The organism is Halomonas litopenaei (assembly GCF_017303055.1).
Lineage (GTDB): Bacteria > Pseudomonadota > Gammaproteobacteria > Pseudomonadales > Halomonadaceae > Halomonas > Halomonas litopenaei_A.
Genome location: NZ_JAEKJT010000003.1, coordinates 763,548 through 777,691 on the forward strand (window position 1 = coordinate 763,548; position 14,144 = coordinate 777,691).

Consider the following 14,144-nt stretch of genomic DNA (forward strand, 5'->3'; position numbering starts at 1 on the left):
AGCCGCCACTGGAATGGTGGCATTGTAGCGGATGGGGGCGCGGATTCACTATAATGGCAGCCTTGTGCGCCTCGCACCGCGAGCGGCCCGCCCTGAATCAAGGCCTCATATTCGACATGCGCGCGAGCGCAGGAGACGACATGTCCGAGCGTATTGCCACGGTCAGCCGTGACACCAAGGAAACCCAGATCAGCGTTACCCTCAACCTGGATGGCGAAGGCAACCTCAAGGGTGAAAGCGGCGTTCCCTTCCTCGATCACATGCTCGACCAGGTGGCTCGCCACGGCATGGTCGACCTGGACATCGACGTCACCGGTGACCTGCACATCGACGACCACCATACCGTCGAGGATCTTGGCATCACACTGGGACAGGCATTCGCCAAGGCCATCGGCGACAAGCGCGGTATCTACCGTTACGGCCACGCTTATGTGCCGCTGGATGAAGCCCTGTCTCGCGTGGTCATCGACTTCTCCGGCCGCTCAGGCCTGTTCATGAATGTCGACTTCACCCGCGCCACCATTGGCCGCTTCGACACCCAGCTGTTCTGGGAATTCTTCCAGGGCTTCGTCAACCATGCCCAGGTCACCCTGCACATCGACAACCTGAAAGGCTTCAATGCCCATCACCAGGCCGAGACCATCTTCAAGGCGTTTGGTAGAGCGTTGCGCATGGCCGCTGCCGAAGACCCTCGCATGGCGGGCAAGATGCCTTCTACCAAGGGTAGCCTGTAACTCGGTCGCCTGCGGCCAACTCCGCCAGAATCACAACATCTGAGGTGATCTCCGACGGAGGCGCCTCGGGGCCAACCATCAAGGAGCGCTTCATGACCATTGCCGTCATCGACTACGGGATGGGCAATCTCCATTCTGTCGCCAAGGCACTGGAACACGTCACCCACGAAAATGTGCTGGTGACCCGCGATGCCCGCTCGATCCAGGGGGCGACTCGCGTCGTACTGCCAGGCCAAGGCGCCATCCGCGACTGCATGGGAGAGCTTGAACGGACCGAGCTGAGCGGACTGGTACGGGAGCTGTTGGCTAACCAGTCGAAGCCTCTGCTGGGTATCTGTGTGGGCCAGCAGATGCTGATGGACCACAGCGACGAGAATGGTGGCGTCGACTGCCTGGGCTTTCTGTCCGGTCAGGTCCGCAAGTTCCCGCTGGACATGCAGGACACCCAAGGGGCTCGCCTCAAGGTGCCGCACATGGGATGGAACCTGGTCCAGCAGCCTAACGCTCACCCGCTGTGGAACGGTATCGAGCCCGGCGCACACTTTTACTTCGTGCATAGCTACTATGTCGCCGCAGAGCAGGACGAGCAGGTATTCGGTACCACGGAGTACGGCAACGTCAGCGCGCACGTGGCCGTCGGCCGTGACGCTACCTTTGCGGTGCAATTCCATCCCGAAAAGAGCGCTCGTGACGGCCTGAGGCTGCTCGAGAACTTTGTGCAATGGACGCCCTGACCGGGTCGCGATTCGGCACCGCCCAGCCACCCCGCCCACAGCGTTTGTGGTGGCATGGCGGCACGCGTTCCCCTGATTATCGTCTCACGCAGCTCTACAGGCACACTCTAGGCACACTCTAGGCACCCCCCCCCGAGGACACAACATGCTGGTAATTCCCGCCATCGATCTCAAGGATGGGCAGTGCGTCCGTCTCAAGCAAGGCCGCATGGATGAGGCCACCACCTACGGTGACGATCCGGTCGCCATGGCCGCCCGTTGGGTCGAGGCCGGCGCGCGCCGTCTGCATCTGGTCGATCTCAATGGCGCCTTCGAGGGACGTCCGGTCAACGGCGAAGCCGTCACCGCCATTGCGCGACGCTATCCCGACCTGCCTATCCAGATCGGTGGGGGTATCCGCAGTGCGGAGACCATCGAGCATTATCTGACCGCCGGCGTTTCCCAGGTCATCATCGGCACCAAGGCGGTCAAGGAACCGGACTTCGTCACGCAGATGTGCCGCGCCTTCCCTGGCCACATCATCGTCGGCCTCGACGCCCATGATGGACGCGTGGCGACCGATGGCTGGGCTGAGGTATCGGAAGTGCTGGCCGTGGACCTGGCCAAGCGCTTTGCCGACGACGGCGTCTCCAGCATTGTGTACACCGATATTGCGCGCGACGGCATGATGAATGGCGTCAACGTGGAAGCCACCGCCGCCCTGGCGCGAGATGGTGGTATCCCGGTCATCGCCTCGGGCGGTGTCACCAACCTGGATGACCTGCGTGCCCTGATCGCGGCAGGCGAGCCAGGTATCCTTGGTGCCATTACCGGCCGCGCCATCTACGAAGGCAGTCTGGATGTGGCTGAAGGCCAGCGCCTGTGCGACGAACTGACCCAGGTCTGAGGAGGCTCCATGGCACTTTCCAAGCGCATCATTCCGTGTCTCGACGTTGATGCCGGGCGCGTGGTCAAGGGCGTCAACTTCGTCGGCATTCGTGACGCCGGCGACCCGGTGGAAGTGGCCCAGCGCTACAACCAGCAGGGCGCCGACGAGATCACCTTCCTCGACATCACCGCCAGCCACGAGGATCGCGATACCACCGTCGACATGGTCGAGCGCATCGCTGGCGAAGTCTTTATCCCACTTACCGTGGGTGGTGGCATTCGCACCTGTGACGATATCCGCACCATGCTCAACGCCGGTGCCGACAAGGTCTCGATCAATACTGCGGCGGTGACCAATCCCGACTTCGTGAGGGAAGCCGCAGAGCGCTTCGGCAGCCAGTGCATCGTCGTGGCCATCGATGCCAAGCGGGTCAGCGCCGACGGCGAACCCGCCCGCTGGGAGATCTTCACCCACGGCGGTCGCCGGCCGACAGGTCTGGATGCGGTCGAGTGGGCACAGAAGATGGTGGAGTACGGCGCCGGTGAACTGCTGCTTACCAGCATGGACCGGGATGGCACCAAGGCTGGCTTCGACCTGGGCGTGACCCGCGCGATCAGCGATGCCGTAGCAGTGCCAGTCATCGCTTCCGGCGGCGTCGGCAATCTGGATCACCTGGTCGAGGGCGTCAGCGAAGGTCATGCCGACGCTGTGCTCGCCGCCAGTATCTTCCACTTTGCCGAGTACACCATCCCTGAGGCAAAGCGCTACATGGCCGACAGAGGCATCACCATGCGCCTCTAGGTGCATCCTCGCCCGGTACAGGCCTGGCGTGGCCTGCCTGAACAGCCGGCCCGCGAGATAGCCTCTAAGGGGCACGGCAAGATAAGTGCTACAAGGTGCCCTAAGCATGTCGCCCCCGTCAGGTAGTCCCTGGCGGGGGCGATATGCAAGAGGCGGTCTGCCTGGACCGCCAACACGCTCAGTCCAGCGTCAGCCCGAGATTGCTGACACCGCCATTGCGGCCCAGCTTCTTCAATACTTTCATCTGTTTCTTGGAGGGCTCTGCTTCGGCCTCCTCCAACGCTGCAACCTGAAAATCGTTTTCGTCTTCCATCAGCGGGTGCGTCTTGACCATCTGCACCAAGCGCTCGGCATCATCTTCGCCTTCCGTCAGCTCGATAAACCCACGCACCGCGGCGCGCGACACCCGGCTCACCTCAAGCACGGCGTCCGGAGCATCACCCCGCATGGTGTCGAGTATCGCCGACAGTGCCACCACGGCATCCAGTGCACGCCGCGCACCAAAACTGTCGTCATCCGCCGGCGGTTCAAGCTCCGCCAGCTTTTCGGCCTGACGGTCGAAGTCGATCCGCGCGTCCTTGACGGTCAGCTGCTCCCAGACCAGGTCCAGAATCACGCGCATGCCGGAAATATCTCCGTGGCCACTGGTATCGGCATAGAGCGCATAGTTGGGCAACATGCGCTCGGTCAGCGCGGCCATGAAGCCCTGCTGCTGTCGGAGGGACAGCGCTTGCAAGCGCTGGTGAAATCCTGGTTTCGCCATGACGGCTCCTGTATGGCCACTATCTCGAGAGTTCGACGGCTGACGTCGCGTCTCGACGTCATGGCCTGGGAATGTTGACGCTGATTTATCGCTGGGGCTCACGGCTGAACGTCACTGCTGGGGCTTACGGCTCCAGGCTATGGCCAGAACCGATCCTGGGCAATGCGTCCGCGGGCATCAAACGCCACCCCTTCGTCCATCAATCGATTGCGTTGCTCGTCTGCGCCCCCATGGTCTGCCAGCTTACGCGACGCGGTGACGACCCTGAACCAGGGCAAGCCATGCCCGGAAGGCAGGTCGCGCAGCGCCCTCGCCACCATGCGGGCGGTCGCGCCATCGGTCATGGCAGCAATCCGACCGTAACTGGTCACCCGACCAGGGGGAATCTCACTGATGATCGTGAGGATCTGTTCTCGAACGTTCGGATTCATGTAACCTTTGGTTCTGGTTGCATTTTCATCGAGGGCCGAAGGATTCGGCCCGGCACTGGAGCGAGGCCCCATGCACCTTCATCTGCTGCAGCACCATCCACACCTGGGCCCCGCACGCATCGGCGACTGGCTGACCAGCATGGGACACAGCTTCACCATCTTCCATCTCTACGACGGTGAACTGGTCCCACGCCCCGGCGATTGCGATGCCCTGATCATTCTCGATGACCTGGAGGAACGGACCTCTGCGCCATGGCTCAAGGCTGAACGCAAGCTGATCGACCAGGCGCTGGACGGCCAGAAACCCTTGCTTGGCCTGGGTAGCGGGGCCCGGCGTATCGCTGCGGCACTGGGCGCACCGGTGGGCCGGGGCACCCGTGCCGAGATCGGCTGGCACGTCGTTCACCTCGCCGATGACAGCCCCTTCGACCTACCCGACGATTTTTCCGCTCTGCTATGGCACCGCCAAGTCTTTGGCCTACCCGACGATGCCTTGCCCCTAGGCGGCACGGCGTCGAGCCCCGTGCTGGGATTTTCCTGGGACGCGGGCCGCGTCGTAGGACTCGCCTGCCATCTGCATCACCATAGCGAGAGCCTGCAGGCGCTGCTGTCCCAGATTCCACCGCCGGAAGGGGCTGAGCCAACTCTCGCGTCACCCTCAGGCCAGGATATCGTGGACGCCACCCAGCGGCTCGATACGCTGGCACCGCTGCTGGATCGCCTGCTCAGCCAGTGGTTGCGCAGCGCGCCGGCCGGTTGAAGCACCTTCAGCTTGTCGCTGCCCGCTGCTGGCTCCAGTGGCGGGCGAAGTCGAGGCAACTGTCCCAGTCGCCGACGTGCAGGAACTCTCGCTCCCCGTGCTTTTCAAGCTGGTAGCGGTACATCGGATCGTAGTACTCGGTCAGCAGGGGCGCCAGCCAGGCCTCATGGGCCTGGCGATTGCCGGCTTGGTGCTCGCGAAACGCCAGCGCCTGCAAGCGCTCGAGCCTGGCCAGGCGGGCGCTTCCCAGGCGCTTCTTGAGCCGCCCGAGGGCCGAAGACAGCTGCTTGCGCATCAGCTTCCAGCCCAGCACTTCGCCGAACTGCTGGCGGTAAACCGTCCACAGGTCGTCGATGTAGTCCTTGTGGATCTGATTCAGCCGCCAGTCCAGGGGCATCTCCACCCGGATCCGCGGTGCCACTTCCATGCCTCGCCAGAACGTCAAGGGTATGTTGGCGGCACCGATGTGGCGCGACTCATCTTCCAGCACCATAGGGCCGTGCAACGAGAGAAGGCGCCGCCCCATGTCATGTTCGAAGTCGATCTGGCTGGGTGCGATCAAGGGATGCCGGCCAAACGCAGAGCCCTTGTGGCGGGCACACCCTTCCAGGTCCAGCCCATTGTCCAGCGCCTGGACGATGGCGGTCTTGGCACATCCGGTCAGCCCGCCCACGACCAGCATCGGTTGACTGGCGGCCTCGTCGATACGCGCGCACAGTCCCTGGCGCATGGCCTTCCAACCGCCTTCGATGCGCGGGCGCTCAATCCCTGACTCCATCAGCCAGCGCTGCGCGATCTGGGAGCGAAGCCCACCGCGAAAGCAATAGATGATGGCGTCCGGCGTGGACGCCAGCTGGTTCCGCCAGGCATCGATGCGGGCTTGCTTGACCTCGCCGGACACCAGGCGCTCACCCAACGCGATGGCCGCATCCTGGCCAGATTCCTTGTAGGCAATTCCGACCCGGTGGCGCTCGTCGTTATTCATCAACGGCAGGTTGACCGCGCCAGGCAGGCTACCCTGGGCAAACTCGACCGGCGCCCGCACGTCGATCAAGGTTCTTCCCTCGACCAGCAGTCCGAGATCTGCCGGTACCAGCGGCAGTGTCATCCGCGCACCTCGATCAAGGCGTCGCCACGGGCCTCGACCACCTCACCGAAGGGGGCCAGTTCGATGCCGAACTCGCGACCCACGCGCTCCACGTCGTCTTCCCAGGAGGGGTGTACGGAGATCAACAGGCCACCGGAGGTCTGCGGATCGCACAACCATTGCCAGTGTGCCTCGTCCATCGCTGGCAAGCTGGCGCCCAGGGCTTCGCGGTTGCGGCGGGTGCCGCCGGGCACGGCCCCTTGGCGGCGATAAGCTTCGGCCTCGGCCAGACGAGGCAGCCGCCGGAAATCAATGCGAGCCGCTACGCCACTGGCCGCGCATACCTCAGAGAGATGGCCTGCCAAGCCGAAGCCGGTGACATCCGTCATCGCATTGACGCCCTCGATACGCGCCAGCGACGCCCCAATCTTGTTGCTGACCAGCATGGTCTCGCGCGCCAGGCCATGATGACCGCTTTGCAACAGGCCCTGTTTCTCGGCGGTGGTCAGCATGCCAACCCCCAGGGGCTTGGTCAGAAACAGCAGGTCCCCCGGCTTGGCTCCCTTGTTGAGCTTGAGGTGCTTGAGATCTACCAACCCGTTGACGGAGAGGCCAAAGATGGGCTCAGGCGCATCAATGGAATGCCCCCCGGCAAGGGCAAGGCCCAGCTCGCGACACACGGCTTGAGCACCTGCCACGACATCACCGGCGATATCCGGCCCAAGCTTGTCCAGCGGCCAGCCCAGGATGCCCAGCGCCATCACCGGGTCGCCGCCCATGGCGTAGACGTCACTGATGGCATTGGTGGCGGCGATACGCCCGAAATCGAAGGGGTCATCGACAATCGGCATGAAGAAGTCGGTGGTACTGATCATGCCACGCCCATCCCCCAGGTCGAAGACAGCGGCATCCTCACGCCCCTGGTTGCCCACGATCATCTGCGAGTGACTCGCCCCCGGGCCTGCCTTGGCCAGGATGCCATCGAGCACGTCAGGGGCGATCTTGCAGCCACAGCCGGCACCGTGACTGTATTGGGTCAAGCGGATGGCGCTCATGTAAACCTCCTTGGCAGTGATAGGCCCATTCTACACCAGCCGAACCGCACAACGCGGCCCGGCGTGTGGCTGGCCCCTGACATGTCATCTGCGCCACGAGGAAGCCTGCCACGGGTTCAGGGCTTGCCTTGCGGCGCTGTTGGAACGTGCTGATACGGCGCCTCGGTGCGATGCATTCGAGCGATCTTTCGTGCAAGCCGCCGGGCTACAGCACTTCCAGCGCGTCGGATAGCTTGTCCACGGGCACCACTTCCATGCCCTGGGGAGAGGTCTTGGGCGCGTTTCCTCGCGGCACGATGGCGCGGGTAAAACCATGCTTGGCAGCTTCGACAATGCGTTCCTGGCCACTTGGCACCGGACGAATCTCCCCAGACAGCCCCACCTCGCCGAACACCACCAGCTCCCGCGGTAGCGCGCGCCCTTGCAGGCTGGACACCACCGCCAGCAGGACGGCCAGGTCGGCGCTGGTTTCCAGTACCTTGACGCCTCCGACCACATTGAGGAACACATCCTGATCCCCGGTGAACAGGCCGCCGTGACGGTGCAGCACTGCCAGCAGCATCGACAGGCGATTGGCGTCGAGCCCGACCGCAACGCGGCGCGGGTTGCCCAGTGCCGACTCGTCCAGCAAGGCCTGTACTTCCACCAGGATGGGCCGGGTACCCTCCCATACCACCATGACCAGACTGCCCGCCGCCTGCTCCTGCTGACGCGACAGAAAGATGGCGCTGGGGTTCTTCACCTCTTTCATGCCATGTTCCAGCATCGCAAAGACGCCCAGCTCGTTGACCGCGCCAAAGCGGTTCTTCTGTCCGCGCAAGGTACGAAAGCGCGAGTCGGCGCCACCTTCGAGCAACAGTGAGGCATCGATCATGTGCTCAAGCACCTTCGGCCCGGCCAGGGTGCCATCCTTGGTGACGTGCCCCACCAGCAGCAGCACCGTGTTCGACTGCTTGGCAAAGCGCGTGAGCGCCGCCGCGGACTCACGCACCTGGGCAACGCCACCAGGCGCGGACGAAATGTCCTCAAGGTGCATGGTCTGGATAGAGTCGATCACCAGTACCTCGGGACGCTCACGCTCTGCCACCGCCAGAATGGTCTCGATACTGGTCTCCGCCAGCATCTTAAGCCCTTGGGTTGGCAGCTGCAGACGATGGGCGCGCATGGCGACCTGAGATAGCGATTCCTCGCCGGTCACATACAGCACGCTGCGCTGCTGGGCCAACTTGCAGGCGGTCTGCAGTAGCAGCGTCGACTTGCCGGCCCCCGGGTGTCCGCCCAGCAGCACGGCCGATCCGGGCACCAGACCGCCACCCAGCACCCGGTCAAATTCGGCAAAGGTGGACGACAGCCTGGGCACTTCGGACAGATCGACGTTGGCAAGATCGATCACCTCCGTCGACAGGCTACCGCTATATCCGCCACGGCCACTTGTACCAGCGCTTGTTCCGCTGCGGGCCGGTGACGACAAGCGCACCTCGCTCAGGGTGTTCCACTCCTGACACGCGGAACATTGGCCCTGCCACTTGCGATACTCGGCACCGCACTCAGTGCATACAAAGGCGCTCTTGGCCTTGGCCATAGACGTTCTCTCTCATTCTCTGGCGGGCTCGCCGTCAACGGTCAACGGCCTGCCAAACAGGTCGTAATAGGGAGCCGAGGGGACCGACCGATGCTTGCGACGCCGCCTAGGTGATCAGCGCAAGGGCGACTCTCAAGCGACAGCGCTGGCTTAACCGCACCGTACCACGCAAAAGGGCAGCCGAAGGCTGCCCTTTTGTCACTGGCCGTCGCGCTTACTGCTGGCGAGTCAGCTGCAGCATGTCATTGTTCTGGAAACGACGACGCTGCGGATCGATCAGCTCCAGCGTCTGCGGATTGACACGCATGAAGTAGTAGGTCTGACCTTCTCCGTTAGGCACCAGCTCGTAAACGGTGGCTTCCGGGTTGTCTGCGGTACCGGTCAACACATCCCAGTTGCCGGAGTAGTTCTCGTTCGGCGGATTCTGGGGGTGGTTCTGGTAGGCAGCGGTCAGATCGAAGGTGCGCTGTGCCGGAGCACCTTGCTCTTCACCGTCCATGGTGACAGTCAGGGCGATGCCGTCGCAGTTGCGGCACGGCAGGGTACCCTGATAGGTCGCAGACGTTGCCTGGATGGCTTCACCACCGGCAGTGTCATCGCTGGGGCCACTCGCACAGCCGGCCAAAAGGGCGAGCATGGCGGATCCCGCCAGCAAAGTCCTGAGTTGCATATAAGTCCTCCTAACCATTGAGCATGGAACCGACGAATCGGCAGCCTGACGACAGCATAACCTCCCTGCTTCCCTGCGCACAGCCCTGTGTTGTCCTGCACTTAGGACACTGGGGGCATCACATGGGCAAAGATCAGTCCCAGTACGATCGGCATGACGATCAGGCTACCCAGATTGCCGATCAGCACCAGCGACGCCACGGTATGTGGCTGCTGGCGGTACTGCTCGGCCACCAGATAATTGAGCACCGCCGGCGGTAGTGCTGCAAAGACCCACAGTGACGCTGCCTTGAGTCCTTCCAGCTCGAACAGTGCGATCAATGGCCATGCCAGCACAAGCCCTGACAAAGGGCACAGCAGCGCGCCCAACAGCCCGATTTTCCAGTCTCCAAAGTCGATATCCAGCATACGCACACCCAAGGCGAACAGCAGCAGCGGAATACAGACGCCGCCCAGCATGTGCATGGCTTCCAGCAACCAGCTTGGCAGCGCCAAGCCAGACAGGTTGACCGCAAGCCCGGCCAGGCTGGCCAGCACGATGGGCATTCTCATCAGACGCCAGAGCGGCGTATGCGGGCTGAGCATCTTCAGCCCCAGTGAAAAATGCAGCACCATCTCGACGATAAACAACACCACCGCGGCCGGCAGCGCCTCCTCGCCAAATGCCAAAATGAGCAAAGGTATGCCCATGTTGCCCGAGTTGTTGAACATCATCGGGGGCACGACCGTCTTGGCGTCGAGTTTCAGCCACTTGACGATCGGCCAGACCAGCAAGCCAGACCCCACCACAATGATGGCGCCCGCCAGAGCCAGCCACGCATACTCTTCCAGCGGCGCCTTTCGATCTGCCAGCACCACAAACACCAGCATGGGAACGAAAAGCTCCATGTTAAGGGTGTTAAGGCTCCGAATATCGGGGGAGCGCAGGCGCCCATAGAGGGTCCCGGCGCCAGATATCAAAAAGACCGGCAGCAAGGTGGCAAGGATCTGGGCAGTCATGGAATCCCTTAGGCGGCGAATGGCTAAGCAAGCGCAGCGTATCATGCCGGCGACTTGCGCAGGGCGGTGGCAGCGGTCACCATGACCAAAGTGGTAAACACGCCTTCTACCTCTGCCAAGCGAGAGACCATGAGCAAGTTGTGGAGTCCAAGCGTCAGGGAGCTAACCCCCTACGTACCGGGTGAGCAGCCCCGCGAGAAGCTGATCAAGCTCAACACCAACGAGAACCCCTATCCTCCCGCACCTGGGGTGGAGCGTGTGCTGCGTGAGTTTTCGCCAGACCACTTGAGGCGCTACCCGGATCCTACCTCGAGTGCCTTGCGGGACTCCCTGGCCCATGCGCTCGGTACCACGGCTGACCAAGTGTTCGCCGGCAATGGTTCAGATGAAGTACTGGCGCTGGCCTTCCAGGCGTTTTTCCGGCAAGAGCGGCCACTGGCCATGCCGGACATTTCCTACAGTTTTTACCCTGTCTATTGCCGCATGTACGGCATCGATAGCTGCACCTTTCCCCTGAACGATGACTGGAGCGTTGACCTGGACGCGCTGGCCAGCGATAGCGGTGGCGTCATTTTCGCCAACCCCAACGCTCCCACCGGACATGGCCACGGACGTGAGGCCATTGCCGCTTTGCTCGAAAAGGTGACGGACCGGGTCGTGCTGGTGGACGAGGCCTACGTCGACTTTGGTGGAGAAAGTGCGGTGCCCCTCGTGGAGCGCTATCCCAACTTGCTGGTAACAGGCACCTTCTCCAAGTCGCGCAGCCTCGCGGGACTGAGGCTTGGCTACGCCGTCGGCTCCCCGGAACTGATCGAAGGCCTGATTCGCGTGAAGGACTCCTTCAATTCCTATCCGGTCGACGCGCTGGCAAGCGCGGTCGGGATCGCCGCACTGGAAGATACCGACTATTTCGAAGCCACTCGGCAAGCCGTCATCACCACGCGGGAACGCACCCGTCAGCGCCTGGCGCAGCTTGGTTTCGAGGTGCTGCCTTCACAGACCAACTTTGTCCTCGCCACACACCCGGAGCACGATGCAGCGCAGCTCTTTCTGGGCCTGCGTGAGCGCGGCGTGCTGGTGCGTCACTTCAATACCGAAGCCCTTCGCCATTACCTGCGCATTTCCATCGGCACCGACGATGAGATGGACTCCCTGGTCGAAGTGCTGGAAATTCTGTGCCGCTGAGTTGAACAGGGCGCCGTCACGGCGCCCACCGTTCCGAGGTTGTCCATGACCGCTCGTCTACCCTTGAGTCGTCTTCACCATGTGGCACTGATCACTGCCCACTATGAATGTGCCAAGCGTTTCTATATCGAGGTACTCGACGCACACGTCTTGAATGAGGCATATCGCAGTGACCGCGATAGCTACAAGTTGGATCTTCTGTTGCCTGGCAACATTCAACTCGAGCTTTTCTCCTTTCCCTCTCCCCCGGCCCGTCCAAGTTACCCTGAAGCCTGTGGCCTGAGGCACATAGCCTTTGCGACGGATGACCTGGATACCTGCGTTGAGATCCTGAAAGAGCGGGGGGCCACTCCCGAACCGGTAAGAGTCGACGAGTTTACAGGCGCACGCTTCACCTTTCTGAGCGACCCGGACGGCACACCGATAGAGCTTTATGAGACCACCGCCTGACCGACACTCATGACCCAACGCTGGGAGTAGACGCTGCATGATCAAGGTAGGTTTCTTCAGTTCACAGCCTTACGAGCGACCGTTCTTTCCTGACTCACCTTCATCATCCGTCGAGCTCGTTCACTTCGAGCAGCGCCTCAGCGCTCGCACGGTCACCCTCTGCCAGGGACTCGACGCTGTTTGCGTGTTCGTCAATGATGACCTGAGCCGCACGGTGCTGGAGCGTCTCGCCGTGGTTGGCGTTCGGCTTGTGGCGTTGCGCTGTGCAGGCTTCAACAACATCGACCTCGAGGCAGCGAAACGTCTCAATATTCAGGTGTGTCGCGTCCCCGCCTACAGTCCTGAAGCGGTAGCAGAGCACTGTGTCGCACTGATGCTTTCGCTAAGCCGAAAGATTCACAAGGCCTACAATCGAGTCAGGGAAGATAACTTCGACCTCAATGGCCTGCTCGGCTTCAACCTGTCGGGCAAGACAGTCGGCATCGTCGGCTACGGCCAGATCGGTCAGGCACTGGATCGCATCCTGAGAGGCTTCGGCTGCCGTGTGTTGGTGACAGATGCACATCCAGTACCCCCTGGCATCGAACGAGTGGCACTGGAGCAACTGCTGAAGGAGAGCGATATCGTTTCCCTGCATTGCCCCTTGTTGCCAGAGACGCATCACCTGATCGATGCGGCGGCGTTCGCCGCCATGAAGGACGGCGTCATGTTGATCAACACCAGTCGCGGTGCCCTGATCGATAGCCGTGCCTGTATCGATGCCTTGAAGACGCGCAAGCTTGGTTACCTGGGGCTCGACGTCTACGAGCAAGAGGCGGGTATGTTCTTTGAGGATCATAGCGACGATATACCACTGGACGATATCTTTGCCCGGCTGATCAGCTTCCCGAATGTCGTCGTTACCGGGCACCAAGGTTTTTTCACCCAGGAAGCCCTTGCCGAGATTGCTTCCACGACCATGGAAAGCCTGAACGCCTTCGAGAGAGGCCAGCTGCCGCCAGAACGTTATCGCCTATAGCGCGGTCTGCCTGATAATAAAGAAGCCCGGTCATCTCTCGATGACCGGGCTTCTTTTGGATACATGCCTGACGATGACGCTTAGATATCCATGTTTCTACTCGCCTCCTCCCTGAGACTCGCCCTTCATTCCTCAGGGCCCGCCTGCGGCGGTTCTCCCCTGTTCCCTACAGGGGAGTCGCATGGGGGTGAGTCACCCTGGAGCTCTTTACAAGGGCTGCAGCGAAGCTGCAAGGGGTGGCGAACGCCACGAGCCTGCGAGTGGCCGGACCGCACGCAGTGCGGCCCCACACATAAAAAGCGGGGTCGACCCATGCATGCGAAAAACCCCGACCATCTCTCGATAATCGGGGTTCTTCTGAATAAATGCCTGACGATGACGCTTAGATATCAATGTCTCTACTCGCCTCATCCCTGAGACTCGCCCTTCGTTACTCAGGGCCCGCCTGCGGAGGTTCTCCCCTGTTCCCTACAGGGGAGTCGCATGGGGGTGAGCCACCCTCGAGCTCTTTACAACGGCTGCAGCGAAACTGCAAAGGGTGGCGAACGCCACGAGCCCGCCCCTGAGAAGAGCCAGGCTGGACCACGCCGAGGGGGTTATCGGCGCGGCCCCACAAATAAAGAGCGGCTGAACGTATCAAGAGCCCATGCATGCGGCTTTTTAAATTAAGAAACCCCGACCATCTCTGGATAATCGGGGTTCTTCTGAATAAATGCCTGCCGATGACGCCGTGGCTACAGCAACTCTTGCATGGGGGTGAGCCACCCTGGCTTTTGCAGCGAAGCTGCAAGGGGTGGCGAACGCCACGAGCCTGCGAGTCGGCCCCACAAATAAAGAGCGGGTCTCCCCATGCATGCGAAAAACCCCGACTATCTCTCGATAATCGGGGTTCTTCTGAATAAATGCCTGACGCCTCTGCGGCCACTTCGTGGCCTTGAGCCTGGGCTCGGGGCGCCGCAAGCGGCTTTACATCCCTCGCCCGTTCGAGCCTGACAATGCGTTGCATTG

15 protein-coding genes are annotated in these 14,144 nt (G+C 61.9%); 8 read left to right on the forward strand and 7 right to left on the reverse strand.

From position 1 onward, the window contains the following. Positions 1-140: 140 nt before the first annotated feature. The 4 genes from hisB (at position 141) to hisF (ending at position 3,137) form a co-directional block, all read left to right on the forward strand. On the forward strand, positions 141-734 hold the full coding sequence (gene hisB, locus JF545_RS07345; RefSeq protein WP_206940750.1) for an imidazoleglycerol-phosphate dehydratase HisB: 594 nt from the start codon (positions 141-143) through the stop codon (positions 732-734). Between the two features lie 92 nt (positions 735-826). Continuing rightward, positions 827-1,468 (forward strand): imidazole glycerol phosphate synthase subunit HisH, encoded by a 642-nt coding sequence (gene hisH / locus JF545_RS07350; RefSeq protein ID WP_206940752.1) that lies wholly within the window; start codon positions 827-829, stop codon positions 1,466-1,468. A 145-nt stretch (positions 1,469-1,613) separates the two neighbouring features. Continuing rightward, a complete protein-coding gene (hisA, locus tag JF545_RS07355; RefSeq protein WP_206940753.1) occupies positions 1,614-2,354 on the forward strand; it encodes a 1-(5-phosphoribosyl)-5-[(5-phosphoribosylamino)methylideneamino]imidazole-4-carboxamide isomerase in 741 nt (246 codons plus the stop codon). Between the two features lie 9 nt (positions 2,355-2,363). Then, complete coding sequence (hisF, locus tag JF545_RS07360) at positions 2,364-3,137, forward strand: imidazole glycerol phosphate synthase subunit HisF (RefSeq protein ID WP_206940755.1); 774 nt, start codon at positions 2,364-2,366, stop codon at positions 3,135-3,137. Positions 3,138-3,315: 178 nt separating this feature from the next. Here the strand turns inward: hisF and JF545_RS07365 are convergent, their stop codons facing one another. Then, complete coding sequence (locus JF545_RS07365) at positions 3,316-3,900, reverse strand: YjaG family protein (protein ID WP_206940757.1); 585 nt, start codon at positions 3,898-3,900, stop codon at positions 3,316-3,318. A 137-nt stretch (positions 3,901-4,037) separates the two neighbouring features. Further along, a complete protein-coding gene (locus JF545_RS07370) occupies positions 4,038-4,331 on the reverse strand; it encodes an MGMT family protein (protein WP_206940759.1) in 294 nt (97 codons plus the stop codon). A 70-nt stretch (positions 4,332-4,401) separates the two neighbouring features. On the opposite strand from JF545_RS07370, the gene JF545_RS07375 reads away from it, so the two are divergent. After that, a complete protein-coding gene (locus JF545_RS07375; protein ID WP_206940761.1) occupies positions 4,402-5,091 on the forward strand; it encodes a type 1 glutamine amidotransferase in 690 nt (229 codons plus the stop codon). 7 nt (positions 5,092-5,098) lie between these two features. On the opposite strand, the gene mnmH is transcribed toward JF545_RS07375, so the two are convergent. The 5 genes from mnmH to JF545_RS07400 all read right to left on the reverse strand — a co-directional run bounded on the left by mnmH (position 5,099) and on the right by JF545_RS07400 (position 10,483). Next, complete coding sequence (gene mnmH / locus JF545_RS07380; protein WP_206940763.1) at positions 5,099-6,199, reverse strand: tRNA 2-selenouridine(34) synthase MnmH; 1,101 nt, start codon at positions 6,197-6,199, stop codon at positions 5,099-5,101. Further along, positions 6,196-7,233, reverse strand: coding sequence for a selenide, water dikinase SelD (gene selD / locus JF545_RS07385; protein ID WP_206940765.1), 1,038 nt, complete (start codon positions 7,231-7,233; stop codon positions 6,196-6,198). The genes mnmH and selD overlap by 4 nt, the downstream gene beginning before the upstream one ends. A 205-nt stretch (positions 7,234-7,438) precedes the next feature. Further along, positions 7,439-8,815, reverse strand: a complete 1,377-nt coding sequence (gene radA, locus JF545_RS07390) for a DNA repair protein RadA (protein WP_206940767.1) — start codon at positions 8,813-8,815, stop codon at positions 7,439-7,441. Between the two features lie 214 nt (positions 8,816-9,029). Then, positions 9,030-9,485 carry a copper resistance protein NlpE N-terminal domain-containing protein gene (locus JF545_RS07395; RefSeq protein ID WP_206940769.1) on the reverse strand — a complete coding sequence of 152 codons (456 nt, stop codon included), beginning with the start codon at positions 9,483-9,485 and terminating at the stop codon, positions 9,030-9,032. 101 nt (positions 9,486-9,586) lie between these two features. After that, complete coding sequence (locus JF545_RS07400; RefSeq protein WP_206940771.1) at positions 9,587-10,483, reverse strand: AEC family transporter; 897 nt, start codon at positions 10,481-10,483, stop codon at positions 9,587-9,589. Between the two features lie 129 nt (positions 10,484-10,612). On the opposite strand from JF545_RS07400, the gene hisC reads away from it, so the two are divergent. The 3 genes from hisC to JF545_RS07415 are packed head-to-tail and all read left to right on the forward strand — an operon-like array spanning position 10,613 to position 13,136. After that, positions 10,613-11,668, forward strand: a complete 1,056-nt coding sequence (gene hisC / locus JF545_RS07405; protein WP_206940773.1) for a histidinol-phosphate transaminase — start codon at positions 10,613-10,615, stop codon at positions 11,666-11,668. Between the two features lie 45 nt (positions 11,669-11,713). Beyond that, positions 11,714-12,118, forward strand: a complete 405-nt coding sequence (gene gloA2 / locus JF545_RS07410) for an SMU1112c/YaeR family gloxylase I-like metalloprotein (RefSeq protein WP_206940775.1) — start codon at positions 11,714-11,716, stop codon at positions 12,116-12,118. A 37-nt stretch (positions 12,119-12,155) separates the two neighbouring features. After that, positions 12,156-13,136 carry a 2-hydroxyacid dehydrogenase gene (locus JF545_RS07415; RefSeq protein WP_242520715.1) on the forward strand — a complete coding sequence of 327 codons (981 nt, stop codon included), beginning with the start codon at positions 12,156-12,158 and terminating at the stop codon, positions 13,134-13,136. Positions 13,137-14,144: the final 1,008 nt, after the last annotated feature.